26 protein-coding genes are annotated in these 25,544 nt (G+C 66.6%); 10 read left to right on the top strand and 16 right to left on the bottom strand.

What is annotated here, in order from left to right; all coding sequences use genetic code 11:
* Positions 1 to 160: 160 nt before the first annotated feature.
* The 12 genes from AC1D3B_RS15725 to atzF all read right to left on the bottom strand — a co-directional run bounded on the left by AC1D3B_RS15725 (position 161) and on the right by atzF (position 12,370).
* Entirely contained in the window at positions 161 to 1,771 is a 1,611-nt protein-coding gene (locus AC1D3B_RS15725) for an ABC transporter ATP-binding protein (protein ID WP_478191592.1), read from the bottom strand.
* A gap of 16 nt (positions 1,772 to 1,787) precedes the next feature.
* Positions 1,788 to 2,504: a biuret amidohydrolase gene (gene biuH, locus AC1D3B_RS15720; RefSeq protein ID WP_478191591.1), complete on the bottom strand. Its 717-nt coding sequence runs from the start codon at positions 2,502 to 2,504 to the stop codon at positions 1,788 to 1,790.
* Between the two features lie 11 nt (positions 2,505 to 2,515).
* A complete protein-coding gene (locus AC1D3B_RS15715; protein WP_478191590.1) occupies positions 2,516 to 3,436 on the bottom strand; it encodes an ABC transporter permease in 921 nt (306 codons plus the stop codon).
* Positions 3,433 to 4,518: an ABC transporter permease gene (locus tag AC1D3B_RS15710; protein WP_478191589.1), complete on the bottom strand. Its 1,086-nt coding sequence runs from the start codon at positions 4,516 to 4,518 to the stop codon at positions 3,433 to 3,435. Before AC1D3B_RS15710 ends, AC1D3B_RS15715 begins: the two co-directional genes overlap by 4 nt.
* A gap of 147 nt (positions 4,519 to 4,665) precedes the next feature.
* Positions 4,666 to 5,781 carry a BMP family ABC transporter substrate-binding protein gene (locus AC1D3B_RS15705; protein ID WP_478191588.1) on the bottom strand — a complete coding sequence of 372 codons (1,116 nt, stop codon included), beginning with the start codon at positions 5,779 to 5,781 and terminating at the stop codon, positions 4,666 to 4,668.
* 115 nt (positions 5,782 to 5,896) lie between these two features.
* A complete protein-coding gene (gene hpxZ, locus AC1D3B_RS15700; RefSeq protein ID WP_478191587.1) occupies positions 5,897 to 6,277 on the bottom strand; it encodes an oxalurate catabolism protein HpxZ in 381 nt (126 codons plus the stop codon).
* An 11-nt stretch (positions 6,278 to 6,288) separates the two neighbouring features.
* Positions 6,289 to 7,713 carry an AtzE family amidohydrolase gene (locus AC1D3B_RS15695; protein ID WP_478191586.1) on the bottom strand — a complete coding sequence of 475 codons (1,425 nt, stop codon included), beginning with the start codon at positions 7,711 to 7,713 and terminating at the stop codon, positions 6,289 to 6,291.
* The gene (locus AC1D3B_RS15690; RefSeq protein WP_478191585.1) at positions 7,710 to 7,916 is read right to left on the bottom strand and encodes a DUF4089 domain-containing protein; all 207 of its coding nucleotides are present in this window, start codon (positions 7,914 to 7,916) and stop codon (positions 7,710 to 7,712) included. The genes AC1D3B_RS15695 and AC1D3B_RS15690 overlap by 4 nt, the downstream gene beginning before the upstream one ends.
* 9 nt (positions 7,917 to 7,925) lie before the next feature.
* The gene (locus tag AC1D3B_RS15685) at positions 7,926 to 8,756 is read right to left on the bottom strand and encodes an ABC transporter ATP-binding protein (protein WP_435519620.1); all 831 of its coding nucleotides are present in this window, start codon (positions 8,754 to 8,756) and stop codon (positions 7,926 to 7,928) included.
* The gene (locus AC1D3B_RS15680; RefSeq protein WP_478191584.1) at positions 8,753 to 9,583 is read right to left on the bottom strand and encodes an ABC transporter permease; all 831 of its coding nucleotides are present in this window, start codon (positions 9,581 to 9,583) and stop codon (positions 8,753 to 8,755) included. The genes AC1D3B_RS15685 and AC1D3B_RS15680 overlap by 4 nt, the downstream gene beginning before the upstream one ends.
* Positions 9,584 to 9,587: 4 nt before the next feature.
* Positions 9,588 to 10,601 (bottom strand): ABC transporter substrate-binding protein, encoded by a 1,014-nt coding sequence (locus tag AC1D3B_RS15675; RefSeq protein ID WP_478191583.1) that lies wholly within the window; start codon positions 10,599 to 10,601, stop codon positions 9,588 to 9,590.
* Positions 10,602 to 10,645: 44 nt separating this feature from the next.
* Positions 10,646 to 12,370 (bottom strand): allophanate hydrolase, encoded by a 1,725-nt coding sequence (gene atzF, locus AC1D3B_RS15670; protein ID WP_478191582.1) that lies wholly within the window; start codon positions 12,368 to 12,370, stop codon positions 10,646 to 10,648.
* A gap of 283 nt (positions 12,371 to 12,653) precedes the next feature.
* Between atzF and AC1D3B_RS15665 the strand changes: the two genes are divergently transcribed.
* The 9 genes from AC1D3B_RS15665 (at position 12,654) to AC1D3B_RS15625 (ending at position 22,023) form a co-directional block, all read left to right on the top strand.
* Positions 12,654 to 14,018: an AmpG family muropeptide MFS transporter gene (locus AC1D3B_RS15665; RefSeq protein ID WP_478191581.1), complete on the top strand. Its 1,365-nt coding sequence runs from the start codon at positions 12,654 to 12,656 to the stop codon at positions 14,016 to 14,018.
* Positions 14,019 to 14,052: 34 nt separating this feature from the next.
* Complete coding sequence (locus AC1D3B_RS15660; RefSeq protein ID WP_478191580.1) at positions 14,053 to 14,376, top strand: FitA-like ribbon-helix-helix domain-containing protein; 324 nt, start codon at positions 14,053 to 14,055, stop codon at positions 14,374 to 14,376.
* Positions 14,373 to 14,816, top strand: coding sequence for a type II toxin-antitoxin system VapC family toxin (locus tag AC1D3B_RS15655; RefSeq protein WP_478191579.1), 444 nt, complete (start codon positions 14,373 to 14,375; stop codon positions 14,814 to 14,816). The genes AC1D3B_RS15660 and AC1D3B_RS15655 overlap by 4 nt, the downstream gene beginning before the upstream one ends.
* 119 nt (positions 14,817 to 14,935) lie before the next feature.
* Positions 14,936 to 16,129, top strand: a complete 1,194-nt coding sequence (locus tag AC1D3B_RS15650) for a beta-ketoacyl-[acyl-carrier-protein] synthase family protein (RefSeq protein WP_478191578.1) — start codon at positions 14,936 to 14,938, stop codon at positions 16,127 to 16,129.
* A complete protein-coding gene (locus tag AC1D3B_RS15645; RefSeq protein WP_478191577.1) occupies positions 16,126 to 16,956 on the top strand; it encodes a beta-ketoacyl synthase chain length factor in 831 nt (276 codons plus the stop codon). Before AC1D3B_RS15650 ends, AC1D3B_RS15645 begins: the two co-directional genes overlap by 4 nt.
* A gap of 5 nt (positions 16,957 to 16,961) precedes the next feature.
* Entirely contained in the window at positions 16,962 to 18,590 is a 1,629-nt protein-coding gene (locus AC1D3B_RS15640) for an NAD(P)/FAD-dependent oxidoreductase (RefSeq protein WP_478191576.1), read from the top strand.
* 133 nt (positions 18,591 to 18,723) lie between these two features.
* Positions 18,724 to 19,437: a response regulator gene (locus tag AC1D3B_RS15635; RefSeq protein ID WP_478191575.1), complete on the top strand. Its 714-nt coding sequence runs from the start codon at positions 18,724 to 18,726 to the stop codon at positions 19,435 to 19,437.
* 4 nt (positions 19,438 to 19,441) lie between these two features.
* Positions 19,442 to 20,626 carry a sensor histidine kinase gene (locus tag AC1D3B_RS15630; protein ID WP_478191574.1) on the top strand — a complete coding sequence of 395 codons (1,185 nt, stop codon included), beginning with the start codon at positions 19,442 to 19,444 and terminating at the stop codon, positions 20,624 to 20,626.
* A 134-nt stretch (positions 20,627 to 20,760) separates the two neighbouring features.
* Positions 20,761 to 22,023: an O-antigen ligase family protein gene (locus AC1D3B_RS15625; RefSeq protein WP_478191573.1), complete on the top strand. Its 1,263-nt coding sequence runs from the start codon at positions 20,761 to 20,763 to the stop codon at positions 22,021 to 22,023.
* Here AC1D3B_RS15625 and AC1D3B_RS15620 read toward each other — a convergent pair.
* Positions 21,989 to 22,201 (bottom strand): zinc-finger domain-containing protein, encoded by a 213-nt coding sequence (locus AC1D3B_RS15620; protein WP_478191572.1) that lies wholly within the window; start codon positions 22,199 to 22,201, stop codon positions 21,989 to 21,991. The two genes, AC1D3B_RS15625 and AC1D3B_RS15620, sit on opposite strands and share 35 nt — an antisense overlap.
* A 5-nt stretch (positions 22,202 to 22,206) precedes the next feature.
* On the bottom strand, positions 22,207 to 23,145 hold the full coding sequence (locus tag AC1D3B_RS15615; protein ID WP_478191571.1) for a branched-chain amino acid transaminase: 939 nt from the start codon (positions 23,143 to 23,145) through the stop codon (positions 22,207 to 22,209).
* A gap of 113 nt (positions 23,146 to 23,258) precedes the next feature.
* On the opposite strand from AC1D3B_RS15615, the gene AC1D3B_RS15610 reads away from it, so the two are divergent.
* The gene (locus AC1D3B_RS15610) at positions 23,259 to 24,248 is read left to right on the top strand and encodes a recombination-associated protein RdgC (protein ID WP_478191570.1); all 990 of its coding nucleotides are present in this window, start codon (positions 23,259 to 23,261) and stop codon (positions 24,246 to 24,248) included.
* On the opposite strand, the gene AC1D3B_RS15605 is transcribed toward AC1D3B_RS15610, so the two are convergent.
* Both AC1D3B_RS15605 and AC1D3B_RS15600 read right to left on the bottom strand, forming a co-directional pair.
* Positions 24,245 to 24,721 (bottom strand): glycerate kinase, encoded by a 477-nt coding sequence (locus AC1D3B_RS15605; RefSeq protein ID WP_478191569.1) that lies wholly within the window; start codon positions 24,719 to 24,721, stop codon positions 24,245 to 24,247. The genes AC1D3B_RS15610 and AC1D3B_RS15605 overlap by 4 nt on opposite strands.
* Positions 24,722 to 24,753: 32 nt before the next feature.
* Positions 24,754 to 25,401, bottom strand: coding sequence for a dihydrofolate reductase family protein (locus AC1D3B_RS15600; RefSeq protein WP_478191568.1), 648 nt, complete (start codon positions 25,399 to 25,401; stop codon positions 24,754 to 24,756).
* Positions 25,402 to 25,544: the final 143 nt, after the last annotated feature.

The following is a 25,544-nucleotide window of genomic DNA, read 5'->3' as shown; positions in this document are numbered from 1 at the left end:
GCTTCAGGCGGAAAAAGGGCCGCGCGTGTTTGAGCGAAGCGAGTTTGCGCGGACCMCGCCTGAAGCGAGCACTGCAGGGAAGCCCGAAGGGCCGGCGCAGCGGGGTCGGCCAGCCCACACCGCATATCGGGCGCCCACCCAAGGGACAACAGCAGCCCAATCATGAAGCCACCGCAGAGTGATCCCCGCCCCCCATGTGCGCTCCCAGCACGTGCCTCTCCGCCGTGGCCGCCGGAGTCTCGAACACCACGCGCCCTTCGCTCATCACGACGATGCGATCCGCCATCTCGAGCAACTCATCGAGGTCCTCGCTGATCAGCAGCACCGCACCTCCGCGCGCCCGCACTTGCACGATGCGGCTGTGAATCTCCGCGACGGCCGCGAAGTCCAAACCGAACACCGGATTGGCCGCAATCAGCACGTTGATGTCGCCGGCCAATTCACGGGCCAGCACTGCGCGTTGGACATTGCCGCCAGACAGACTGCGGATCGGCGCACCCTCCCCCTGCGTCTTGACCCCGTACTCGGCGATCCATTCCCGCGCCCTGCTGCGCCACAGCGGGAAGTTGAGCACCCCCGCGCCCAGCGCCTTCCACGCCAGCGGCGGCTGATCGAAATCCCGCAGCGCCATGTTTTCCGCGACGCTGAGATCGCCGACACAGGCATTGCGCAACGGCTCTTCAGGCAGGCTGCGCACCTTCAGGCGCCGGTTCTCCTCGCGCTTCGCCGCGTAGGGCTCGCCCATCACGGTGACCTGCCCGGCCAGCCGCGGTCGCTGACCCACCAGCGCCTCCACCAGTTCCCGCTGACCATTGCCCGAAACACCCGCCACGCCCAGGATCTCCCCTGACCGCACGCTGAGACTCAGGTCGTGCACGGCCAGCGTTCCCCGATCGCCCTGCGCCTGCAACCCCTCGACGCGCAAGGCGACGGGCGCATCCGCCGCCGTGTCCTTCATCGCATGCAGCGCACGACCGGTCGGTGCTGCCGTATCGCTTTCGGGCGGCGGCGCTTCGCCCTCGCCCATCATGGCCGCCGCGAGCTTCGCCGGATTCGTCTCCGACACCTTGCAGTGATGCACTGCCTTGCCTCGACGCAGCACCGTCACGCTGTCGGCGTACGACATCACCTCGCGGAATTTGTGCGTGATGATCAGCACCGTGCAAAGCCCGCTTCGCGCGAACTCCCGCACATGACCCAGCACCTCGTCGGCCTCCTGCGGCGTCAGCACCGAGGTCGGCTCGTCCAGGATCAGCAATCGCGGCTTGAGGTAGAGCTGCTTCAGCAATTCCAGCTTCTGCTTCTCGCCCGCCGCCAACTCCGAGGGCCGCATGTCCAGGTCCAGGCTGAAAGGCGTGGTCGCCAGGAAAGCCTTGAGTTCGGCGCGCGTGGTCTTCCAGTCGATCATGGCCGGCGTCTTGCCGCCCGCCAGCAACAGGTTTTCCGCCACCGTCATGCCCGGTGCCAGCGTGAAGTGCTGGTAGACCATGCCGATGCCGAGCGCGCGCGCGACGATCGGGTTGGCAATGTCCTGCTCACGGCCGTCGATCAGTATGCTGCCTTCCTCGGCACGCTGGAACCCCGCCACGCACTTGACCAGCGTACTCTTGCCCGCGCCGTTCTCGCCGAGCAACGCGTGAACCGTGCCAGCCTCGACGTGCATGGTCACGCGATCCATGGCTGTGAAGCTGCCGAAGCGCTTGGTCAGCTCATAGGTGTCCAGCGCCAGCGCGCCGGTGGAAGGCGGCATCGGGTCGACGGGTGCGATCATTCGGGTGACTCCGTTCCTAGAACGCCGACAGCGCCTCGAGCAAGGCGCCGGAGGTCGCATGCGCGCCGAACACGCCGCCTTGCATGGTGATCATCTTGAGCGCCGCGAGATGGTTGCCGTGATCCGTCGCTGCCGTGCAGTCCGACAGCAGCAGGCATTCGAAGCCGCGATCATTGGCATCGCGCATCGTCGTGTGCACGCACACGTCGGTCGTGATGCCGGCGAGGATGAGGTTCTCGATGCCCCGCGTGCGCAGCACCAGTTCGAGGTCCGTCGCATAGAACGAGCCCTTGCCCGGCTTGTCGATCACCACTTCGCCGTCGATCGGCGCCAGCGCCGGAATGATTTCCCAGCCAGGCTCTCCACGCACGAGGATGCGACCACACGGGCCCGCGTCGCCGATACCCACGCCCTCGGCGCCGATCTGGCGAGAACGCCAGCGCTTGTTGGCCGGCAGGTCCGCGAGGTCGGGACGATGCCCCTCCCGCGTGTGGATGATGTGAAAACCCAGCGGCCGCAGCCGCGCCAGCGTTCGCGCGATCGGCTCGATCGGCGCCTGCACCAGCGAGAGGTCGTAGCCCATGACGTCGACATAGCCCCCCTTGCCGCAGAAGTCGGTCTGCATGTCGATCACGAACAGCGCGGTGTTGTCCGGCCGGAGCGCGCCGTTGTAGGGCCACGGATACGGGTTCGCGGCCACGAAGCATTCGGGTTGCGTGGAGGAAGCACTCATGGGTCGACGGTTCAACGTGTGGAAGACAACTCGCCGGGGCTTCCCACGGCGACACTGCCCGGCTTGCAGGTCAGCACGAGGATGACCAGCGTGAGCACATAGGGCACCGTATTGAAGAGGTGATAACCCCAGCCCACGCCGATCGATTGCAATGCCGGTCCGATGGCGCCCGCGCCGCCGAAGAGCAGCGCGGCACCGATGCAGCGCAGCGGACTCCATCGCGCGAAGATCACCAGCGCCACGGCGATCAGGCCTTGGCCGCTGGAGATGCCTTCGTTCCAGCTTCCGGGATAGAACAGCGTGAGCGATGCGCCGCCCAGTCCTGCTATGAAGCCGCCGGCCGTGGTGGCCGCGATGCGCAAGCCGGAGACCGAGTAGCCGAGCGCTCGCGTCGCATTCGCCGAATCGCCCGCCATGCGGACGAGCAGACCGGCGCGCGTGTGCGCGAAGCCCCACCACAGCAGCACGGCGAGGACAATGCCGATGGGCACCAGCGAATTCACCTGCAGTGCCGCGCGGATGACCGGGTTGTCACTCCAGTTGCCCAGTGGAATCGCGGGAAGCTGAGGCGCCTGCGGCTGGATCAGCGGCTTGCCCAAGTAAAACGCAAGGCCCGTGCCGAACAGCATCAGCGCAATGCCGGTCGCGACGTCGTTGACCCGGTCGAGCGAACACAACAGTCCGTGCAGCAGCGCGAGCGCCGCGCCCACGATGCCGCCGATCAGCACGCCCAGCCACGCGGAGTCGGTGAGCCAGGCGCCGCCGAAGGAGGCCATGGCCGACAGGACCAGCACGCCTTCGAGGCCGAGATTGATGCGGCCCGATTTCTCGGTCAGGCACTCCCCGAGGCTGACGAACAGGAAGGGTGCGCCCACGCGCAGGGCGCCGCCGACGATGCCGGCGACCAACGCGATCCACTGGTCGGCGGTCATTGCGCGACCTCCTTCACCAGCGGGGAGGGTTGCGCGACATGCGGCGCACGGTTTCGGAACAGTGCCTTCCAGTCGATCATCCGCAAGCCTTCGCTCGCAAGGATCAGCACGAAGGCCAGGCCTTGCAGCACCAGCACCGATGCATCGGGCAGGCCGAGCCGTCTTTGCAGCAGACTGCCCGCGGCACCGAAGCCGCCGAACAGGATCGCGACGGGAATCACGGCCACCGGGTTGTGGCGCGCAATGAACGACACCAGGATGCCCGCGTAGCCATAACCGGCGATCAGCGATGCATTGGCGTTGGTGTGGACCGCCGCCACTTCCACCGCACCGGCCACACCGGCACAGGCGCCGCCCAGTCCGCAGGCCGCGAGGATGAGCCTGCTTGCCGGCAAACCGACCAGCTGAGCGGTCCGGGGGTTGCCGCCGACCACGCGGACCGAGAAGCCCGAGGCAGTGGCCCGCAGCCAGAGACCCGACACGAGGCACGCGACCACGCCGATCGCGAGTCCCCAGTGCACATCCGAGCCGCCGATGCCGCCGATCGCCAGCCCGTCTGCGAGCGAGCGCGTCGCGGGCTTGTTGAGGCTTGCCGGATCACGCAGCGGACCCTCGACCACGTGCTTGAAGAGGCCGATCGCGACATACGCGAGCAGCAGGCTGCTGATGGTTTCGTTGATGCCGCGGTACTGGCGCAGCCAGCCCGCCAGGGCGATCCACGCCGCGCCGGCAATGGCGCCCGCGATGCACAGCGCCACGGTGCCCACGATGTTCGCCGGCAGCGGCATCAGGTACGGCAATGCCGCGCAGGCGAGCCCGCCGAGCACCAGCGCACCTTCGCCACCGATGATCACCAGCCCCGCACGAGCGGGAATCGCGACGCAGAGCGCCGTGAGCATCAGCGGCGCCGCGCGCTGCAACGTGTTCTGCCACGAGAACCAGTCGCCGAAAGCCCCCTTGAAGAGGATGACCCACACCTCCACCGGACTCACGCCAGCAAACCAGACGAACACGCCGAACAGCAGCAGCGCCGCCGCAATGGCGAACACTGGCAGTGCAATTTCCTTCAATGCGTTACGCATGGTGATGTGCCCCAGTCAATCAGCGCCCCCAGACCCGGCCCCTTCCAGAAATACCGCGGACCCGGCTTCGCCGGCCCGCCGGTATTGCCCCCGGTGAGGGGGTAGGCGAAGCGACACGAAGTGCGCGCAGCCTGGGGGAGAGCCATGTCACCCGATCGACCCCACGACACCTTCCACCAGGTAGTTCATCTTTTCGAGTTCCAGATCGGTCTGCTTGAGCGTCTTGCCGCCTGCGATGACAACCGCACCCTTGTTGTCCTTCACCGGGCCGGCGAAGATGTCGAAGGTGCCCGCGAGCATCTTGGCCTTGACGTCGTCGGCGTTCTTCTTCGCCGCATCGGTCACCATCGGGCCGTAGGGCGACATCTTGACGTAGCCTTCCTTCAATCCTCCGCGCAGGAAGTTGGGATGCGGCTTGCCGGTCTGCGCGGCGTCGACGACCGTCTTGTACGCGGTGAGCCAGTTCCACTCGGCGCCGGTGAGGTAGGCATTGGGCGCCAGCTTGGCCTGGCTCGCGTGGTAGCCGCACACCATCTTGCCGCGCTTGGCAGCAGTCTCGACCACCACCTTGGGTCCGTCGACGTGCATCGTGAACACATCGCAGCCCTGGTCGGCAAGGCTGTTGGTCGCCTCCGCTTCCTTGACGGCCATCGACCAGTCGCCGGTGAAGATCACGCTGCAGGTGATGCCGGGCTTGACCGAGCGCGCGCCCATCGTGAAGGCGTTGATGTTGCGCAGCACCTGCGGAATCGGCTTGGCGGCCACGAAGGCGATCTTGTTGCTCTTCGTCATGTGGCCGGCGATCACGCCATTCAGATACTGGCATTCGTCGATGTAGCCGAAGAAGCTGCCGACGTTCTTGGGGTGCTTGCCTTCGGTCCAGAGTCCGCCGCAGTGCGAGAAGCGCACATCCGGGTTCTTCGGCGCCACGGCGAGGATGTGGGGATCGAAATAGCCGAACGACGTCGGGAAGAGCAGGCCTGCGCCGTCCTGCGCGATCATGCCGGTCATCGTCTTCTGGACGGCCGCGGTCTCGGGCACGTTCTCTTCCTCGATCACCTTGATGCCGGGCATCTTCTTGAGCTCGACCGCGGCCTGCGCATGCGCCTGGTTATAGCCATAGTCGTCGCGCGGGCCGACATAGATCACGCCGACCGTCAGCGGCTTCTGCGCGCTGGCGAGGGCACTCCATCCACCCAGCGTGGTGGCGGACGCCAGCGCGGCCAGAGACTTGAGGGAATCGCGACGATTGATCTGGCTCATGGTGCTTACTCCTATGAATGTGTTGGAGGGGTCGGAGGGCCGGGAAGTCCTGTCTTGGATACAAGAAGGTGTGCATAAACCGTACCAGTGCAAACCGCAGGTTTTGGCGCCGAAATCAGCCCATCAGGCTCACATGCGCCGCCACGACGCGCCAGCCTTGGGCGGTACGCATCCATGTCTGGCTCTGGCGCCCCGTCTTTGTGCTTCCTTCGCGGCGAAATTCGACGTTGGCAGTGGCGAAGTCGTGGCCGTAGGTGGTGATGACGGTGCGCAGGATCTCGCGTGCCAGGCCCTGCGACGGGCGCGCGGCGCGAAACGCCTGGATCTCCTGGTAGCCGTAGAGGTTCTCGGTGGCGCCATAGCGCAGCGTGTGCGGGCTGTTCCAGAACAGCTCGTCGAGGATCTCGACCTTGTTGTGGACCAGCGCGTCTTCGTAGCGATCGAAGGCCGCCGTCACTTCGGCCAGCACCTCGGGCAGGTTGATGGGCGTGTTCATCGTGTTCTCGGTCAGAGCGCGGCGACGGGCGCGTGCGCCACGCCGGCCGATTCGAGCGCAGCGGCAACGCGCAGCACCAGGTCTTCACGCCACGGCGCGGCAATGACCTGCACGCCGATCGGCAAGTCGGGATGGGCTCCCCATACAGGCACGGCGCAGACCGGCAGGCCAATGCACGAAATGGGTTGGGTCAGCACGCCCATGCTGGGGCGCACGGGAAGCCGCTGGCCATTGATCTCGAACCACTCGGCGCCGATGGGCGTTGCCGCGCAGGGCGTGGCAGCGGCGAGCAGCACGTCGAAGCGCTCGAACAGGCGCGCCACCTGCTCGGCGTAGAGGCGGCGGACACGCTGGGCACGGGCGATCCACGCGGCGGGAAGCAACGCGCCCGCAAGGAAGCGATCGCGCGACAGCGGCTCGAAATCGTGTGCACGCGTGCGCAGGTCCGGCAAGTGCAACGCCGCACCTTCCGAATTGGTGATGAGAAAGGCCGCCGCACGCCCCGCCTCGACCATCGGCAACTCGACGGTCTGGCTCGCTCCGAGTGCCTGCGCGACGGCATCGACCGCGGTCAGCGCCTCGGGCTGGGCACGTTCGCGGAAGTAGCCGCCGAGCACGCCGATGCGAAGCCCGTTCAGCCCGCGCGATACCACCGGCATCGTGGGCTCGACGGCGCGCTGTGCGCAGCCGGGATCACTCGGGCCGGCGACTTCCGGGCCCTGCATTGCGTCATAGGCCAAGGCGAGATCGCGCACCGAACGCGCGAACGGTCCGAGGTGATCGAGGCTCGACACGAAGGGATAGCTGCCGGTGCGCGGCAGGCGGCCAAAGGTCGGCTTCAGGCCGAATACGCCGCAGAGCGAAGCCGGCACGCGGATCGATCCATTGGTGTCCGAGCCCAGCGTGAGCGGCACCTGTCCCGCCGCGACGGCGGCGCCGGAGCCGCCCGACGAGCCGCCGGCGATGCGCGACAGATCGTGGGGGTTGTGCGCCGCCCCGACATGGCTGTTCTCGGTCGTAAAGCCGTAGGCGTATTCGTCCATGTTGAGCGCCCCGACCAGCACCGCGCCCGCGTTTTCCAGTCGACGAACCAGCTCGGCATCGCCACGCGCCGGTGCGCTCTCGCGCTCGATCTTCGAGCCGGCCAGGGTCGGCAGGCCGGCGATGTCGAAGAGATTCTTCACCGCAAAGGGAACGCCGAGCAGGGGCAGCTCGCGAGTGCGCGCGGCCCTGTCCGAGAACAGCGAGGCGTCGATCTGTGCCGCCCGCCGCAACGCGCGCTCGCGCACCACGTCGGTGAAGGCATTCACGCGGCGGTCCGTCGCATCGATCCGGTCCAGGCTGGCCTGGACGAGGGCAACGGCGGTGACCGCCCTGGACTGCACCGCGGCAGCCATGGTCGACGCATCCTTCTGGAGCAGATCGCCCCCGTTCATGCGTCTTTCTCCCGCGGGGCAACCGGTACGAAGTTCACCGCCGGCTCGTCGTGCGGACCCAGCGGGACGGCCTCCACCAGCGCAGCGAATTCCGCGGCCAACCCGAAGAAGCGAACGACCCCGGGACGATGGTCAGGCCGCAAGCGCAACCCGAGGGCCGCCGAGGTGGCATCGACAAAAGTTTCGATCTGTGCGGGCGTCATGCCAATCCCCTATCGCCGCACTTCGCGTTGGAAGATTTCCAGGCTCAGCTTCTTCATGCTCACGAAGCTGGCAGAACTCAGCGTCTCGAGCGTGCGAGGCCGCGCATCGCCGTAGTCGAGGATCTCGGCCACCTTGGTCGGTCGCTTGGTCAACAACAGCACCTGGTCGGCGAGGTACACGGCCTCCTCCAGGTCGTGCGAAACGAGCAGCATCGTGGTACCCGTCTGCATGAACACTTCCTGCAGCTTCTCGCGGATGAAAAGCGTCATCTCGAAATCGAGGGCGGAGAAAGGCTCGTCGAGAAACAGCACCTCCGGGTTCGGCGCCAGCGCCCGCATGATCGAGGCGGTCTGCTGCTGCCCGCCCGAGAGCTCATAGGGATAGCGCTTGAGATCGAACTTCACGTCGAACGAAGCGACCAGTTCCTGCATCCGCCGATCCACCTCGGCCTTGGAGCGCCCCTCCAGCTTGAGCGGATACGCGATGTTGTCGATGGTGCGCATCCACGGGAACATCGCCTCGCGGTAGTTCTGGAACACGTAGCCGATCTTGGTGTCCTTGAGCGACTTGCCGTCGAACAGGATCTCGCCCGAATCGATCGGGATGAGCCCCGCGATCATGTTGATCAGCGTCGATTTGCCGCAGCCATTGGGCCCGAAGACCGAGACGATCTTCTGCTTGGGGATGTCGAGGTCGAAGTTCTCGTACAGCGGCCAGCCGGCGAAGTACTTGGTGAGCCCCCGGATGGTGATGTGCGTGCCGGTCGGGCCCGGCGTGAAGACGGGCTTTGGCACATCCGCGTAGACGGGCCCGTTGATCACGTTGTCGACGGTTCTCATCGTCCGCTCCAATGCACGATGCGGCGCTCGGCCAGCAGGAAGAGGATGTTCAGCGCATAGCCCAGCGCGCCGGCCGCGAGGATGGACGCGTACATGTCCTTCACGTTCATCACCTGCTGCGAGTTGATGATGCGGTGGCCGAGACCGCTGTCGGAGCCGATGAACATCTCGGCCACGATCACGATCACGAGCGCCATCGACACGGCCGAGCGCAGGCCGACGAAGCTGGGCTGCAGGCTTTCCCACACCAGCACGTCGCGGAAGATCTGCCAGCGCGATGCGCCCATCACCTTCGCGGCCATGACGCGCTGCTTGCGCGCGTTGATCACGCCGTAGGCGCTGTTGAACACCACGATGAGCATCGCGCCGAAGGCGGCGATCGCGACCTTGTTGACGTCCGAGACACCGAAGATCATCAGGAACAGGGGGATCAGCGCGGAGGACGGCGTGGAGCGGAAGAAGTCGATCAGGAACTCGACGCTGCGGTACGCCTTCTCGTTGCTGCCGAGCAGCACGCCGAGCGGCACGCCGATGATGGCCGCGATCAGGAAGGCCTGCAGCGTGCGCCAGACGGTGACCGCGAAGTCCGCCAGCAGCGGTCCGCCCGCCAGCCCGGAGAGCAAGGTGCCGATCGTGTCCGCCGGCATCGGCAGCAGGATCGCCTTGATAAAGCCCAGGCGGACGGCGAGGTCCCAGATGATGAAGAGCACCACCGGGCCGATGAAGGGCAGCGCCTTGACCCAATGCGATTCGCGCGGCGGCGCAGAGACCGTGGCAGCAGCCGGCGCAGCCCAGGGTGCCGTGCCCGTCGGTGCAGGAGTGCTCATGTCTTCACCCCTTGTAGAGCATCGAGTCGACCATCAGGCGCGACGAGAAGATGCCCTTTTCCGAGAACAGGTCGAAGAACTTCTGGAAGTACGCGACGTCGGCTGGCGTGAACTCGTTGTACATGGTGTACGCCGCCAGCGGCACCTCGCCGGTGAGCGGACCTTCGATGGCGGTGTAGCCCTTGAGGTACTGGCGCGCCTCGTTGGGCTTGGTGCGAACGAAGGCCACGCCCTGGCCGTAGGCCGTGATGAATTTCTTTGCCGCGTCGGGGTTCTTCTTGATGAAGGCCGACGTCAGCGAGGCCGAGCCGCCGAACCATGGCGCCATCGGATCGCCCAGGACGTACTTCGCGATCACGCCCGATTCGAGCACGCGTGTGCTGCCGTTGAGACGGCCGATCGTTCCGGTCGGCTCCAACGTGTAGCAGCCATCGACCTGGCCGGCCGCGAGCGAGGCGACGTGCTGGCCGATCGGCAGTTCGACGACGGTCGCGCCGGTTGCACCGCCACGCTCCAGCACGGTCTTCGCCAGCGTGACGTTCTGGATGCCAGGCCCGGACGCGACGCGCTTGCCCTTGAGATCGGCCATGGTCTTCGCCGTGCTGGCGGTCGGCACCAGCATCTGGTCGAGCACGTTCTTCACGTTGCTCGGGTTGGAGCAGAAGATCTTGAAGCTGCCCGGTGCCGCGATCTCGCCGATCGCGATGTTGGCGGAGCCGGTGCCGTTCGCGCTGCCATCGCAGCGTTCGGACAGCATGGCTTCCATGATCTGCTGCGCGCCGGCAAAACGCTGCACTTCGACGTCGAGACCGGCAGTCTTGAAGAAACCCTGCTCCACGGCGGCGTAGAAGGGCAGCCCCGCGGCAATGGGCCAATAGCCGATGCGAATCTTGGTCGCAGTCTGTGCACGAACGAACGCTGGCGCGGCGAGCACGATCAGACCGGCGGCCCCGGCCTGGAGCACCTGGCGCCGCGAAGCCGGTTTGGCGATGGAGGGCAACGTGTGTTTGAAGGCCATTGGATACTCCGGAAGGTTCGAGGGGTGACAGGTCTTGAAAGCGCTCAGGCTGCGAGCGCGGCGCGCGAGGCGATGTAGGCACGCCATCCGCCGAGCTGCGTGATGTCGTCGGCGCCCGCGACTGCGAGCGCTTCGCACAGGAACCCTTGCACGCTGCTGCCATCGGCCAGCGTGAGGCTGCCGATGCCGAGCGGCGCTGGAATGAGCGCGACGAAACTGCCGTACTGCGTCATCGGCATCTCCCAGATTTCGAGCGCGATCGCTGCACCTTCGCCAGGCTGCACGCGCAGCAGGCCAGGCTTGGGCGGCACCGTGCCGGGCAAGGCGTAGAGGCGGTAGAGCGGTGCGGTATGCGTGGCCGTCAACAGCCGTGCGCCGCGCTCGGTCAATTGCCCGTTGAGCGGCATGCCCGACAGGTGTGCGCCGACCACCGCGACCTTGACCATCGGCACGGGCGCGATCACCGGCAGCACTTCGGCAGCGGGCATCGGCTCGCCTGTCGCGCCGAGCGGCAGGCCGGTCGCGTGATGAAAGCGCTGCCCGAGTTCCGCAAGCTGGAAATCGCTGCCGCAGCGGCCGATCATCGTGATGCCGAAAGGCAGGCCATCCTCGCGCAGGCCGGAGGGCACCGAGATGGCCGCGTAGTCGAGGAGGTTCACGAAGTTCGTGTACTCGCCGAGGTTGCGATTGAGCACGACCGGGTCGGCCTGCATTGCCTCGATCGTGTAGTGACTGGGCGCGGTCGGCACCAGCAGGACGTCGAAGTCGCCCCACATCGCCGCGGCGCGCTGGCCGATCGCCTGGAGCTTGGCGCGCGCGTCGACGAAGTCAGCGGCGCTGTAGCCCCGACCCTGCGCCAGGATGCTGCGCACGGGTTCGATCACGTCGGCCCCGTGCGAATCGAAGAACTCGCGCACTGCCGCATAGCGTTCGGCAACGAGCGCACTGTCGTAGAGCAGCGATGCGGCCTCGGCCAGCGGCGCGTAGTCGATCGCGACCGGCGTACCGCCGAGCGCCTTCATCTGCTCGACCGCCCGATCGAAGGCAGCGGCCGACTGGCTGTCGCCGAAGAAGCGCAACGGCGTGGGCACGCCGAAGCGGAAGCTGGCAGGCAGCGGCTGTGTCGCGAGCGCAAGGCTGCGCGAATAGGGATCTTCCGCATCGAAGCCCATCGCCGCCTGCAATACGCGCGCCGCCATGGCCACGGTGCGCGCGAAGATCGATACGCAATCCACGCTCTGCGCCGCCGGCACCACGCCGCGCGCGCTGAGCAGACCGCGCGACGGCTTGATGCCGACGATGTTGTTGAGCCCCGCCGGCACCCGCCCGGAGCCCGCGGTATCGGTGCCCAGCGCGAAGTCCACCTGCCCCGTCGCCACGGCGTAGGCCGAGCCCGAACTCGAACCACCCGATACGTAGCGCGCATCGAAACTGTTCGGAACCGCGCCGTAGGGCGACCGCGTGCCGTTGAGGCCACATGCGAACTGATCGAGATTGGTCTTGCCGAGCAGGTCCGCACCGGCTTCGAGCAGGCGCCGCACCACGTAAGCGTGTTCGCTCGGCGTGCGCGAGAAGGCCGGACAGGCCGCCGTCGTGGGTACGCCGGCTACGTCGATGTTGTCCTTGGCGGCAAACCGAAGTCCGGCGAGCGGCCCCGCGCCAGCGCCACGCAACGGCGAATCGAGCCGAGCGATCCACGCCGCAGCAGCCAATTCCTTCAACTGAATCCCGGCCCCACCCTCCGGCAGGCCTCTTTCGTGCACCATCATCACGCATCCTGTCTTGTGTACAAGATGCCATGCAAAGCCTATGCCAACATGTTGCTCGCCCCCAGGCTGCGCGCACTTCGTGTCGCTTCGCCTACCCCCTACCGGGGGCAACACCAGCGGCCCGGCGGAGCCGGTTCCGCGGTGTTTCACCAACAAGCCCTCGACGGAGCTTTGCAATTTCAGGGCTGCCCCGGAACTGGCTCCGCCAGGCCGGAGGCGGCGCCCCCGGCAGGGGGTGGGCGGCCACACGAAGTGGGCAAGCCTGGGGGCGAGATAATGGTTCATGCCTGCACCATCGGTTGACGAAGCCTCTCCTTCCCTACCCTGGCGCGACGCGCTCAAGGTCTATCTCGAACCCGCGACGCTGCGCATGCTGGCGCTGGGCTTCTCCGCCGGTCTGCCGCTGTTGCTGGTGCTCGGCACGCTGAGCTTTCGCCTGCGCGAGGCGGGCGTCGATCGCACCACCATCGGCTTCCTGAGTTGGGTCGGGCTCGCCTACGGCTTCAAGTGGGTGTGGGCGCCACTGGTGGACCGGCTGCCGATCCCGCCGTTCACCACGCTGCTTGGCCGCCGCCGGGGCTGGCTGCTCCTGGCGCAGATCGCCGTGATCGCGGGGCTCGTCGGCATGGCGTTCAACGATCCGCGCGACGGCCTGCCGCCCCTGGTGTGGTGCGCCCTGCTGGTCGCCTTCGGCTCGGCGACGCAGGACATCGCGCTCGACGCGTTCCGCATCGAATCCGCGGCCACGCGCAAGCAGGCCGCGCTGGCTGCCGCCTACCAGACGGGCTACCGGCTCGCGATGATCTGGGCCGGCGCCGGCGTCCTCTGGGTCGCGGCCTGGGCCGAACTGCCGGGCCTCACGGGCTACCAGGACAGCGCCTGGAAGACGGCCTATCTGGTGATGGCTGCGTCGATGGCGGTGGGCGTTCTCACTGTGCTGCTTTCGCCGGAACCCGTGCGCGCCGCACTGCCGCAGCCAAAGACCGCGGGCGCCTGGCTACAGAGCGTTCTGATCGAACCCTTCGCCGACTTCATCCGTCGCTACAAGTGGCAGGCGGTTCTGATCCTCTCGCTGATCGCCGTCTACCGGATCAGCGACGTGGTGATGGGCATCATGGCCAACCCCTTCTATGTCGACATGGGCTTCACCAAGGACGAGGTCGCGACAGTCAGCAAGATCTACGGCGTGATCATGACGCTGGCCGGCGCGTTCGTCGGCGGGGTCCTGTCGATGCGGCTCGGCGTGATGCGGGTGCTGATGCTGGGGGCAGTGCTCAGCGCGGCCAGCAACCTGCTCTTCGCCGCCCTCGCCACGCGCGGGCACGACCTGACGGCGCTGGTGCTGGTCGTCTCGGCGGACAACCTGGCCGGTGGCATCGCATCCGCGGCGTTCATCGCCTACCTGTCGAGCCTGACCAACATCAGCTATTCGGCCACGCAGTACGCATTGTTCAGCTCGCTGATGCTGCTGCTGCCGAAGTTCATCGCGGGCTACTCGGGCAAGTTCGTCGACCTCTACGGCTACCACGCTTTCTTCGTCGGTACGGCGGCGCTGGGGGTTCCGGTGCTGTTCCTGGTGGCGCTGGCATCCCGAAACTATTCGAACGGCAAGGTGCCGGCGACCGCAGCCAGCGCGACGCCCACATGAAATGAATCCATAATGGCGCCATTTTGGAGGCGCCATGACGAATCTCTCCGTGAAGGATGTGCCGGACGATCTGGCCGAGCGATTGCGGCAGCGAGCCGCTCGCAACCATCGTTCGCTGCAGGGAGAGTTGATGGCCATCATCGAGCAGGCCGCCAATGAACCGGAGCCGCAGGTCGCCCGCCCGGTGCCGTCCAACGTCAAGGACCCGGACGTTGGATGGAGCGCCAGTCCTCCCGTGCGGCGCGGCAGCAAATCCATCGAGCAAGTCGCTGCCGAGCACCGGATCCGCTTCCCGCAACCGATCGCGCGAGGGCCTCGCGCCGTAGACATCATTCGCGCGGATCGGGATGCACGGTGAGCAGTGCGGCAAGCCCCCTCTTCCTCGCCGAACCGCCAGCGGCCTACCGCACGCGCCCTCCGATGGTGGTGGACTGCAGCGCCCTCAGCGCCGTCCTTTTCGATGAAACCACGCGCGACGAAGCCCTGGCGCGGCTCGTCGGCTGCAGCCTCCATGCGCCGAACCTGCTCGATCACGAGATCGTCAGCGTGGCACTGAAGAAGCGGCGGCAGGATTGGCCCGCGGACTCTCTTGCGCTGGCACTTGCCGACTACGCGGCGTACGACATCGAATTGCACGCGGTCGATCCAAACGCCCAATACCAGCTCGCTGCCCGCTATGACCTGTCCGCATACGACTCGGCGTACCTTTGGCTCGCAGCAAAACTCAAGGCGCCACTCGCGACCTTCGACCGAAAGCTTGCAACCGCAGCCCAAGCCCACCTCAGCGCGTTGCCCTGAGCCGTGGTTTGCACCCCACTGCGGCAAGCCGGCATATTGACCGACGCGGGTCTGGCGGCCCTAGCTGGTAGGCTGTGACGTCTTGCACGCGACCGTCAATTATTTACCCCCTCTTCACCGTGTCACCCTCCCGCATACCCCCCCTGCAGATCAGCGCCTACACCGCGACGTCGTCGGTCGGTGTGGGCAAGACCGCCCTACTCGCAGCGCTCGAACAGTCGCGCAGCGGCCTGCGCGCCAATGACTTCGGCCCCACGCCCCTGCCTACCTGGATCGGGCGCGTCGACGGACTCGAAGAACTCCGCCTGCCGGAGCAGCTCGCGGGCTGGGACTGCCGCAACAACAGACTGGCATGGCTCGGCCTGCAGGCCGACGGCTTCATGGAGGCCGTGGCCGCCGCTCGCGAGCGCCATGGACCGTCGCGCATCGCACTGATCCTGGGCACTTCGACCTCGAGCATCGGCGAAACCGAAGAGGCCTACACGCGGCTCGATGACGGCGCGTTCCCCGCCGACCAGCGGCGCCCGAAGGTCCATACACCGCATTCGCTCACGATGTTCGTGCAGGAGGCCTTGGGCCTCGAAGGCCCGGCCGAGACGATCTCCACTGCCTGCTCGTCGAGCGCCAAGGTGTTCGCATCGGCCGAACGCCTGATCCGTCTCGGCCTGGTCGATGCAGCCGTCGTCGGCGGCGTGGACACGCTGTGCGGCAGCGTGCTGTTCGGCTTCAATTCGCTCGAACTGGTATCGCCCGAACCCTGCCGGCCCTTCGATGCAGCGCGCAACGGCATCAGCCTGGGCGAGGCCGCGGGTTTCGCGCTGGTCGAACGCGGCCCCGGCAAGCTCGAACTGCTCGGCTACGGCGAAGCGAGCGACGCGCACCACATGTCGACGCCGCATCCCGAGGGCCTCGGCGCCGAGAAGGCGCTCGACGATGCACTCGCACGCGCCGGCCTGAAGACCGACGCCATCGACTACATCAACATGCACGGCACGGCCAGCACAAAGAACGATGAAGTCGAAGGCGCACTGGTGGCGCGACGCTTTCCGGACACCACCCACGCCAGCTCGACCAAGGGCTTCACCGGCCACACGCTGGGCGCAGCCGGCATCGTCGAGGCCGTGATCAGCCTGCTGGCGATCGAAACCGGCCTGAAGCCGGGCACCGTCAACACCACGACGCTCGACGCCGAATGCGGTCCGCAGATCAAGCTGCAACCCGCTCGCGGCGAGGTGCGCTACGCACTGAGCAATTCCTTCGGCTTCGGTGGCAACAACTGCTCGCTGGTCTTCGGCAAGGGAGCCTCGGCATGAGCGCACACAAGACACCCACGCTGTACATCGAAGGCCCGGCCTTCTGGGCGCCCAGCCTGCCCGGCTGGGAACTCGCCAGCGCGGTATTCCGCGGCGAAGCCTCGCCCAACGATCCGCCGGCCAAACGCCCGTCACCGCAAGTGCTGGCACCCGCCGAACGGCGCCGCGCGCCAGATACCGTCGCGCTGGCGCTGGAAGTCGCGGCGGCCGCCATCGCCGCCTCGGGCCGCAATGCGGCCGATCTCCCATGCGTCTTCGCATCGGCGCATGGCGACCTCGGCATCAACGACTACATGTGCAGCACGCTGGCGAGCGAGCCGACGCTCCTGTCGCCGATCAAGTTCCACAACTCGGTGCACAACGCGGCGGTTGGCTACTGGACCATCGGCACCGGCTGCATGGCGGCGAGCAACTCGCTGACCGCCTATGAGAGCACTTTCGCCTCCGGCCTGCTGGAAGCGGCGGCGCAGTGTGCGGCCGACCATCGCGCCGTTCTCCTGGCCGGCTACGACATGCCCGCCGTGGGAGCGCTCGCCTCGGTAACCACGAGCCGCGACATGTTGGCCGTGGCACTGGTGATCTCCCCGACGCGCACCGAACGCACCGTGGTGTCCTTCGAATGGTCGCTCACTCCGGGGACTTCGCCAGCGCCGGCGCTTCGGTCCGACGCCGCGCGCGCACTGAAGGTCAACGCCATGGCCGACGCGCTGCCGCTCTACGAGGCCCTCGCGCGCGGCAAGGCCGAGTCGCTTGAGTTGCCGCTGTCAGCCGCGCTGTCGCTGCGGCTCGACCTGCAACCCGAACTGCAGCTCGAAGCGCAGAGTTGACGCCCATGGCCGCGATCCTCCACCAGCACGATGTCGTGATCATGGGCGGGGGACTCGCGGGGCTCACGCTGGCGCTTCAGCTCAAGCAGCGCTTCGCCGACATCGACGTCGTGGTGCTGGAGCGCCGTGGGCATCCGGTGCCGCATGCGACACACAAGGTGGGCGAGTCGTCGGTCGAGATCGGCGCGCACTACTTCGATACAGTGCTCGGCCTCCAGCCGCACATGCACGACGCGCAGTTGCGCAAGTTCGGCTTCCGCTTCTTCTTCAGCGAAGGCCGCCGCGACATCGACCAGGTGACGGAGATCGGCGCCAGCCGATACCTCTCGGTCCCGAGCTACCAGATCGATCGCGGCATCTTCGAGAACTACCTCGCCGAGGAGGCTGCGCGCGCCGGCGTGCGCTTCATCGACAACGCGACGGTGCGCCATATCGATCTGGCCAAAGACGCGCGCCAGCCGCATCGCATCGAGTGGTCGCAGGATGGCGAACGCCATGTCGTCCATGCGCGCTGGCTGGTCGATGCCTGCGGACGCGCCAGCATGCTCAAGCGCAAGCTGGGGCTGGCGCAAGCCAATACGCACGACTGCAATGCGGTGTGGTTCCGCATCGGCGATCGCATCACGATCGACGACTGGTCCGACGATCCTGCGTGGCGTGCCCGATGCGAGCCGCAGGCGCGATGGCTCTCGACCAATCACCTCGTCGGCGCGGGCTACTGGGTCTGGCTGATTCCGCTGGCGTCCGGCTCTCACTCGGTCGGCATCGTCGCAGACCCGCGCCTGCATCCGCTCGAATCGATGAACAGCTTCGACAAGGCCATGGAGTGGCTCCGGAGGTGGCAACCACGCCTCTACGACGACCTCGATGGCAAGCGCCACCTGCTGCAGGACTTCGCGTTCTTCCGCAACTTCTCCTACGGATGCAAGCAGGTGTTCTCGGGCCGGCGCTGGGCACTGACGGGCGAAGCGGGGCTTTTCCTGGACCCGTTCTATTCGCCGGGCAGCGATTTCATCGCCGTGGGCAACACCTACATCACCGACCTGATCGCGCACGACCGTGTCGGGCATGCGCTGGAGGCCCGCGCGCAGCTCTACGACCAGATCTACCACTCCTTCTACGAAAGCACGCTCGCGCTGTACACCGACCAATACCCGCTCTTCGGCGATCCGGAAGTGCTGCCGGTGAAGGTGATCTGGGACTACACCTACTACTGGGGCGTGCTCTCGCAGATCTTCTTCCAGCAGCGGCTCACCGACATGGCGGTGCTGGGCAGCCTGCGCGAAGAGCTGCAGCAGTGCCAGCGTCTCAACATCGCCATGCAGGACTTCCTGCGCGCATGGTCGGGAGTGAGCCACCGGCGCAACCGGCCGGTGATGCTCGACCAGGCCACCCTGCCGTGGTTCGCCGAGCTGAATCGCAGCCTGAACGACAGGCTCGACGACGACGCCTTCAAGGCACGCATGCGGGCTTCAGCCCGGCAGCTGCGGGCGCTGGCCGCCGAAATCCTCGAGCGCGCCACTTGCAGTCACCCCGGTCTCGCGAGCGAGGACTTGCGCGCCGTGCTGGCCGACAATTCGAGCGAGGCTCCAGCGAACGCCGTGCGGGAAGCCATGCTTTTCGAGCCGGGATGAAGGCCGCGGCCTTCCGCAAGGTTTACCCAACTTTACGAAGCGTTCAAGCCTGCTTGGCGCCGCAAGAAGAATCTAGGACTTGAGCCTTCCTCCGAGGCCACACCGCAGCGCAATGCGCGAAGGACATCCAACGATGAGCACCCCCCAACTCCTCATGATCGAAGACGACACCCGCCTGGCGCAGATGGTGGGCGAATACCTGACGCAGTCCGGCTTCGGCTTCACCCACGCGGCCGACGGCGCCAGCGGGCTCGAACAGCTCCAGCAGCGCACGCCCGACCTCGTCATCCTCGACCTCATGCTGCCGGACACCGATGGCCTGGAAGTCTGTCGCCGTATCCGCGCACTGCCCAACGGGCTCGCCAAGGTATCGGTGCTGATGCTCACTGCCAAGGGCGACCCGATGGACCGCATCATCGGCCTCGAAATCGGCGCCGACGACTACCTGCCGAAGCCCTTCGAGCCACGCGAGCTTCTCGCTCGCATCCGCGCGGTACTGCGCCGACGCGGAGAAAGCGCGGCCGACACAAGGACCCCGTCGGTGCTGCGTTTCGGCTCGCTGGAGATCGATCGCAACGCCCGTAGCGTCACAGTCAGCGGCGAAACCGCGGACCTCACCTCCTACCAGTTCGACCTGCTGGTCGCGATGGCCGAACGTGCGGGCCGCGTACTCACGCGCGACCAGATCATGGAAGCCGTGCGCGGCCGCGAGCTCGAAGCCTTCGACCGGTCGATCGACGTCCACATGGGCCGCATCCGAGCCGCGATCGAGGTCGACGCCAAGAACCCCAAGCGCATCCTGACCGTGCGCGGCGTCGGCTACGTGTTCGCCAAGCAGCAAGACTGACGCGATGCTCCTCAAGCTCTACCGGCGGCATCTGTATGTCCGCATCTGGCTCGCGGTCGTAGCGGGCGTGTTCATCCTCACGCTGACCGCCAACTGGATCGTCCGCGAAGCCGCCGAGAGCGAACGCGAACGGCTGGCGCCGGTGCCGCGCGATGTGGTGGTGCTCGACTCGAACGACAAGCAGATCGGCTCCGGCAAGGCCATCCGCGTGCCGGGCCAGGGCCTGGAGTTCGACGTCACGCTGGGCGACGGCCGCGCGGTCACGCTGCAGGTGGCGCCGCGTGACCGCGCGATCGGTCCTCCGCCGATGTCGCCGTGGCGCACGCCCTTCGGACTCGGCTGGATGGTGGCAGTGGTAGGCGTCATCGTCGCGCTCGGTGTCTATCCGATCGTGCGCCGGCTCACGAAGCGGCTGGAGTCGCTGCAGCGCGGCGTTCAGCGCTGGGGCGAAGGCGATCTGTCGGTGCGCGTCGCCGAAGAGGGACAGGATGAAGTGGCCGATCTCTCGCACGGCTTCAACGCCGCCGCGGCCCGCATCGAACAACTGGTGCACTCGCACAAGTCGCTGCTGGCCAATGCATCGCACGAGCTGCGCTCGCCGCTGACGCGCATCCGCATGGGCCTCGAACTGATGGGCGAACGTCCCGCGGCGGGGGCGCGAGAGGAGATCTCTCGCAACATCGCCGAACTCGACCAACTGATCGACGAGATCCTGCTCGCCAGCCGTCTCGACGCCAAGGAAGCGGACATGGGCACCGTCGAGACCGTCGACCTCACCGGCCTCGCAGCCGAGGAGTGCGCCCGCGTCGATGCTGACCTCGAAGTCAGGGAAGGCGCCGACAGCGACGCCCTCACGGTGCGCGGCGTTCCGCGCCTGTTGCGCCGGGCGATTCGCAACCTGCTCGAGAACGCCCGCCGCTATGGCGCCGGCGAGACCAGCGTGGAAATCGGCAGCCGTGCCGGCCAGGCCGAGATTCGTGTCAACGACCGTGGCCCCGGCGTGCCCGCCGCGCTGCGCGAACGCATCTTCGAGCCCTTCTACCGACTTCCTGGTGCCAGCGAGCGCAATGGCGGCGTCGGCCTCGGCTTGGCATTGGTCAAATCGATCACCGAGCGCCATGGCGGCAGTGTCCACTGTGAAGACCGTCCCGGCGGCGGCGCGAGTTTCGTCATTACCCTGCCGCATTGAGCTCTCCCCCAGGCTTGCCCACTTCGTGTGGCCGCCCACCCCCTTCCGGGGGCAACGCCAGCAGACCGGCAGAGCCGGATCTGCGGCGTTTCACGACAACGGCCCCTGCGGAGGCCGCCCCTAGAATTCGGGACATGCAGAGATCGAAGTTCGTCGGGCCCGCGGCCATGTTCTGGGGGCTCACGGTGTTCATGCCGGTCGGGGTCACGTACGTTGCGTCGGTCCTGATGCTGGTCACCCTGCTGGCCGCCGGCGGCTTGCGCGAGCGAGCGATCAGGTTGCGCAACAACCCCATGTGGTGGCCGGTCGTGGCCTATGTGGTGTGGACGTTGATCATCCTCGCGGTGGGGCGCCACTATCCCGAGACCGGGTCGAACCTTTTCCACGGCTTGCGCATCGCGGCCACCATATTGATGGCGCTGGCACTCACGCGCGAAGAGGCGATCTGGGCCCTCCGCGGCTTCTGGATCATCGGGCTGGTGAACATGGTGATGATCGCGCTGTACTACACGGTCGGCTTCCCGATGCTGGAGCCGTGGCGCGGCGTGCTGATCCTGATCGGCAACAAATCCATCAGCAATGCGCTGCTGTTCACCATCATGGCCGCCTCTGCTGCGGTGTTCGGCCTCAAGTGGCTCACCGAGCATCGCCCGGCAAGGGTCGTCGCGGCCGCTGCGTTGATCGTGGCCGTGATGGCGATCATCACGTTCACGCTGCCGTCACGCACCTCGCTGCTGGCGCTGCTGCTGGTCATCCCGGCTGCCTGCGTGCACAAGTGGCGCCGGCAACTCAAGGTGTTGGCCGTGGTCCTGATGGTCGGTGGTGTCATTGCTGCGGCCGGGCTGTGGAACACACCGATCGTGCAGCAGAAATTCGCCGTCGGCATCCAGGAGATCGAGGCAGCGCAGGCCGGCGAGATCTCGGAAGCCAGCTGGGTGGTGCGCTACTACATGTACCGCGATACGGCCCGCATGATCATCGACAGGCCCCTCACCGGATGGGGCATCGGCGGCTGGACCGAGCAGTGGCACCTGCGCGGGCCGAAGCTGCTGGACTACAAGAACATGCCCCACAACGACTTCCTGTGGATGGGCGCACAGAGCGGGGTTCCCGGCGCGCTGACCCTGCTGGCGATCCTGCTCGTGAGCGTCTGGGTGGCATGGAGACGGGACGACCTGGCCGGACGCCTGGCCTTCGTCGCCACGCTGATCGTGCTGATCGCCACCAGCGTGAACTCCGCGCTGCGCGACGCGCAGATCGGGCTCGCGATCCTGTGGGTGGCGATGGTCTACCTGCGGCTGGCGCAGGAACCGGGCGACTCGTGGCGCGGACTGGTGCCGCGCCGCGAACCATCATCCGCTCTCAGTGGTGGTGCCCCACCACTTCGCCCGCTTTGAGTCGGTAGACCGTACCGCAGTAGGGGCACTTGGCTTCGCCGGTGCGGGCCACGTCGAGATAGACCTTCGGGTGCGCGCTCCAGAGCTGCATGTCGGCCTTGGGGTTCGGGCAGAACACGCCGCCCTGGTCGTTCAGGTCCTTGGCGAGCAGTTCGATGGCGGCGTTGGGAGTCGACATGGTCTTCAGACTTTCGTGAGCCAGTGGGCGTACTTGGGATTGCGTCCGTTCACGATGTCGAAGAACGCGCTCTGGATTTTCTCGGTGACCGGACCGCGCGAACCGATGCCGATCTCGATGCGGTCGAGTTCGCGGATCGGCGTCACTTCGGCCGCAGTGCCCGTGAAGAAGGCTTCGTCGGCGATGTAGATCTCGTCGCGCGTGATGCGCTTCTGCACGACTTCGACGCCGAGGTCCTTGCAGATGTGCAGGATCGTGTTGCGCGTGATGCCGTTGAGCGCGCCGGCCGACAGGTCGGGCGTGTAGACCACGCCGCCCTTGACCACGAACACGTTCTCGCCCGCGCCTTCCGAGACGAAACCGCTCGCATCGAGCAGCAGCGCCTCGTCGTAGCCGTCGTCCAGCGCTTCCATGTTGGCGAGGATCGAGTTGCTGTAGTTGCTGACCGCCTTGGCCTGCGTCATCGTGATGTTGACGTGGTGGCGCGTGAAACTCGAAGTCTTCACGCGAATGCCGCGCTTCATGCCTTCGTCGCCGAGGTAGGCACCCCAGGCCCAGGCCGCGACCATCGCGTGGATGCGGTTGCCCTTGGGGCTGACGCCGAGCTTCTCGGAGCCGATCCACACCAGCGGGCGCAGGTAGCAGCTTTCGAGCTTGTTCTCGCGCACCACCTGTTTCTGCGCCTCATTGAGCTGTTCGGGCGTGAACGGGATCTTCATGCGCAGGATCTTGGCGCTGTTGAAGAGCCGCTCGGTGTGCTCGGCCAGCCGGAAGATCGCGGTGCCATTCACCGTGTTGTAGGCGCGTACGCCTTCGAAGGCGCCGCACCCGTAGTGCAGCGTGTGGGTCAGCACGTGGATCTTGGCATCGCGCCAGTCCACGAGATCACCGTCCATCCAGATCTTGCCGTCACGGTCGTCCAGTGCGGGGGGCAGCGCGCTCATGTTCTTGGTCCTCAGGCGTTGGTATGTCGCAAAAGCTGACGATTTTACGGCGGCGTCCCATTGCACCGCACCGACAATGCACAGCTTTGCCAATCAGCCATCAAAGGGTTTCAGTGTCCGTCTTCAAGAACGTCATCGTCTACCGCATCGAAGCCACGTGGTCGCAGTCGCTCGACCAGGTCGAGCAGGGCCTCGGCACGCAACGCTTCGTCCCCTGCAGCCCCTCGCAGGAAAAGTCCGCCGGCTGGGTCGAACCCCGCGGCCAGGAGCATGGCCCGCTCGCCGAATCGATCGGCGGCCAGTGGCTGCTCGAATTCATGATCGAAACCAAGGCGCTGCCGGCTTCGGTCGTGCGTCGCAAGGTCGACGAACGCGCCGCGCAGATCGAGGCCACCACCGGCCGCAAGCCCGGCAAGAAGGAAAAGAAGGAACTCAAGGAGGACATCACCCACGAGCTGCTGCCGCTGGCCTTCACCCGCCATGCGCGCGTCGCGGTGTGGATCGACCCGGCTGCGCGCCGGCTGGTCGTCAACTCCAGCAATGCAGCCCGCGCCGATGAAGTCGTCACGAACCTCGTGAAGGCGCTCGACGGATTTGCCGTTTCGCTGATCAACACGCAGGTCGAGCCGGCTGCCGCCATGTCCGAATGGCTGTCCAGCCAGGAACCGCCGGCCGGCTTCACCATCGACCGCGAATGCGAGCTGAAGGCCAGCGACGAATCGAAGGCCGTGGTGCGCTACGCCAAGCACCCGCTCGACATCGAGGAAGTGCGCCAGCACATCGCCGACGGCAAGCGCCCGACCCGGCTCGCGATGACGTGGGACGACCGCGTGTCCTTCGAGCTGACCGAAGGCCTGCAGATCCGCAAGATCGTCTTCCTCGAAGGCACCTTGGACGATGCGCCGGCCTCGTCGGGCAAGGAAGACAACTTCGACGCGGATGCCGCGATCGCGACGGGCGAACTCGGCCAACTCGTGCCGGAGCTGCTGGAAGCGTTGGGCGGCGAAATGCGCCTGGGCACTGCATCCGCCGATGCAGCCCCTGCGGCCGCGCAGCCAAAGGCTGAAGCAGAAGAGCTGGCCGACGAATCGGCGCCGTTCTAGACCGGCGGCCGCAGCGCGTCCGTCGCGCCCGGCTTGATCGCATCGGCGCCCATCGGCTCGGCCTGAGGCGCATCGTCCTCGGGCTGCTCGGGCCGCACCAGCTTCCACTCGGTGAGCTTTCCGCCGACGAAAGTGGCATCGACCCACGAGCCGCCCGCGTCGGTCCAGCGGAAGACTTCGGGTTGCGCGTCCTGCGGCGAACGCAGCTCGCCGAGCGCGCGCGTCATCGCGATCACGTGCAGCAGCGTCGACTTCGGCTTCATCTTGGCGTTGAGCATCACCGCGCTCGCGACCGTGCCCATCGGACGGTCGGCTGCGCGCTTCAGCACCTGCATCGTGCGGTTGAAGTGCATGAGCAGGAACATGACGATGGCACCGCCGACGAGCGCCACGCCCGCCCACCCGTAACTGCGATAGGCCACGCCGAGCAGCACGAGGCCGCCGACGGGGACGAAGACTTTGCTGAGATTCATGGGTGGGGATTGTCGCGCGGCCGCCAACGGGCTCAGGATCGCTTGCGCAAGAAGACGTGCGTTGCGCGTTCGCCCGCGATGCTTTCCGCGCATTCATAGCCCAAGGCCGGGAGATCGAGCCCCTGGAAGAGCGATTCCCCCTTCCCGAGCAGCACCGGCCGCACGGCCAAGTGGAGTTCGTCGATCAGACCCGCACTCAGGTACTGCCGAACCGTCTCGGCGCCACCCCCAATCCGCACATCGAGGTCGCCGGCCGCAGCCTTCGCCTGTTCGAGCGCGGCATGGATCCCTTCGGTGACGAACCTGAACTCCGTCCCCCCGGCCATTGCCAGCGGCGCTCGCGCGTGATGCGTGAGCACGAAGACAGGCGTGTGATACGGCGGCTCGTCGCCCCACCATCCCTTCCAGCTGTCATCCGGCCACGGGCCCCGGACCGGGCCGAACATGTTGCGGCCGAGGATCCAGGCGCCGATACCCTTGAAGCCCTCCTCGGCCACGCGGTTGTCGACGCCCGTCTCGCCTTCGCCGATGCCTTGCATCTGTTGCCACAGGCGGGTGGGCATGAACCATTCCATCAACTCTGGGCCACGGATGCCGAGCGGATTCTGCAGATCCTGGCTCGGGCCGGCACCGAAACCGTCGAGGGAGACGGCGAAGCTTTGGACGCGGACTTTGGGCATGGGAGGGCTCCTGGCTTGATAAAGACGGGATCGGGGACGCGCTGTTGTGGCTTGCGAGACACAAGCGACGAGCTATTTTTGCCGATCCTCCGGTCTTCTTCAGAATCGCCGGCGTGCATGTACGCATCCACCCCCGCCAGGAG

The organism is Variovorax sp. P5_A3 (genome assembly GCF_056400665.1).
Note: the sequence above shows the minus strand (reverse complement) of the source record. Positions and strands in the feature narration are given on the sequence as shown.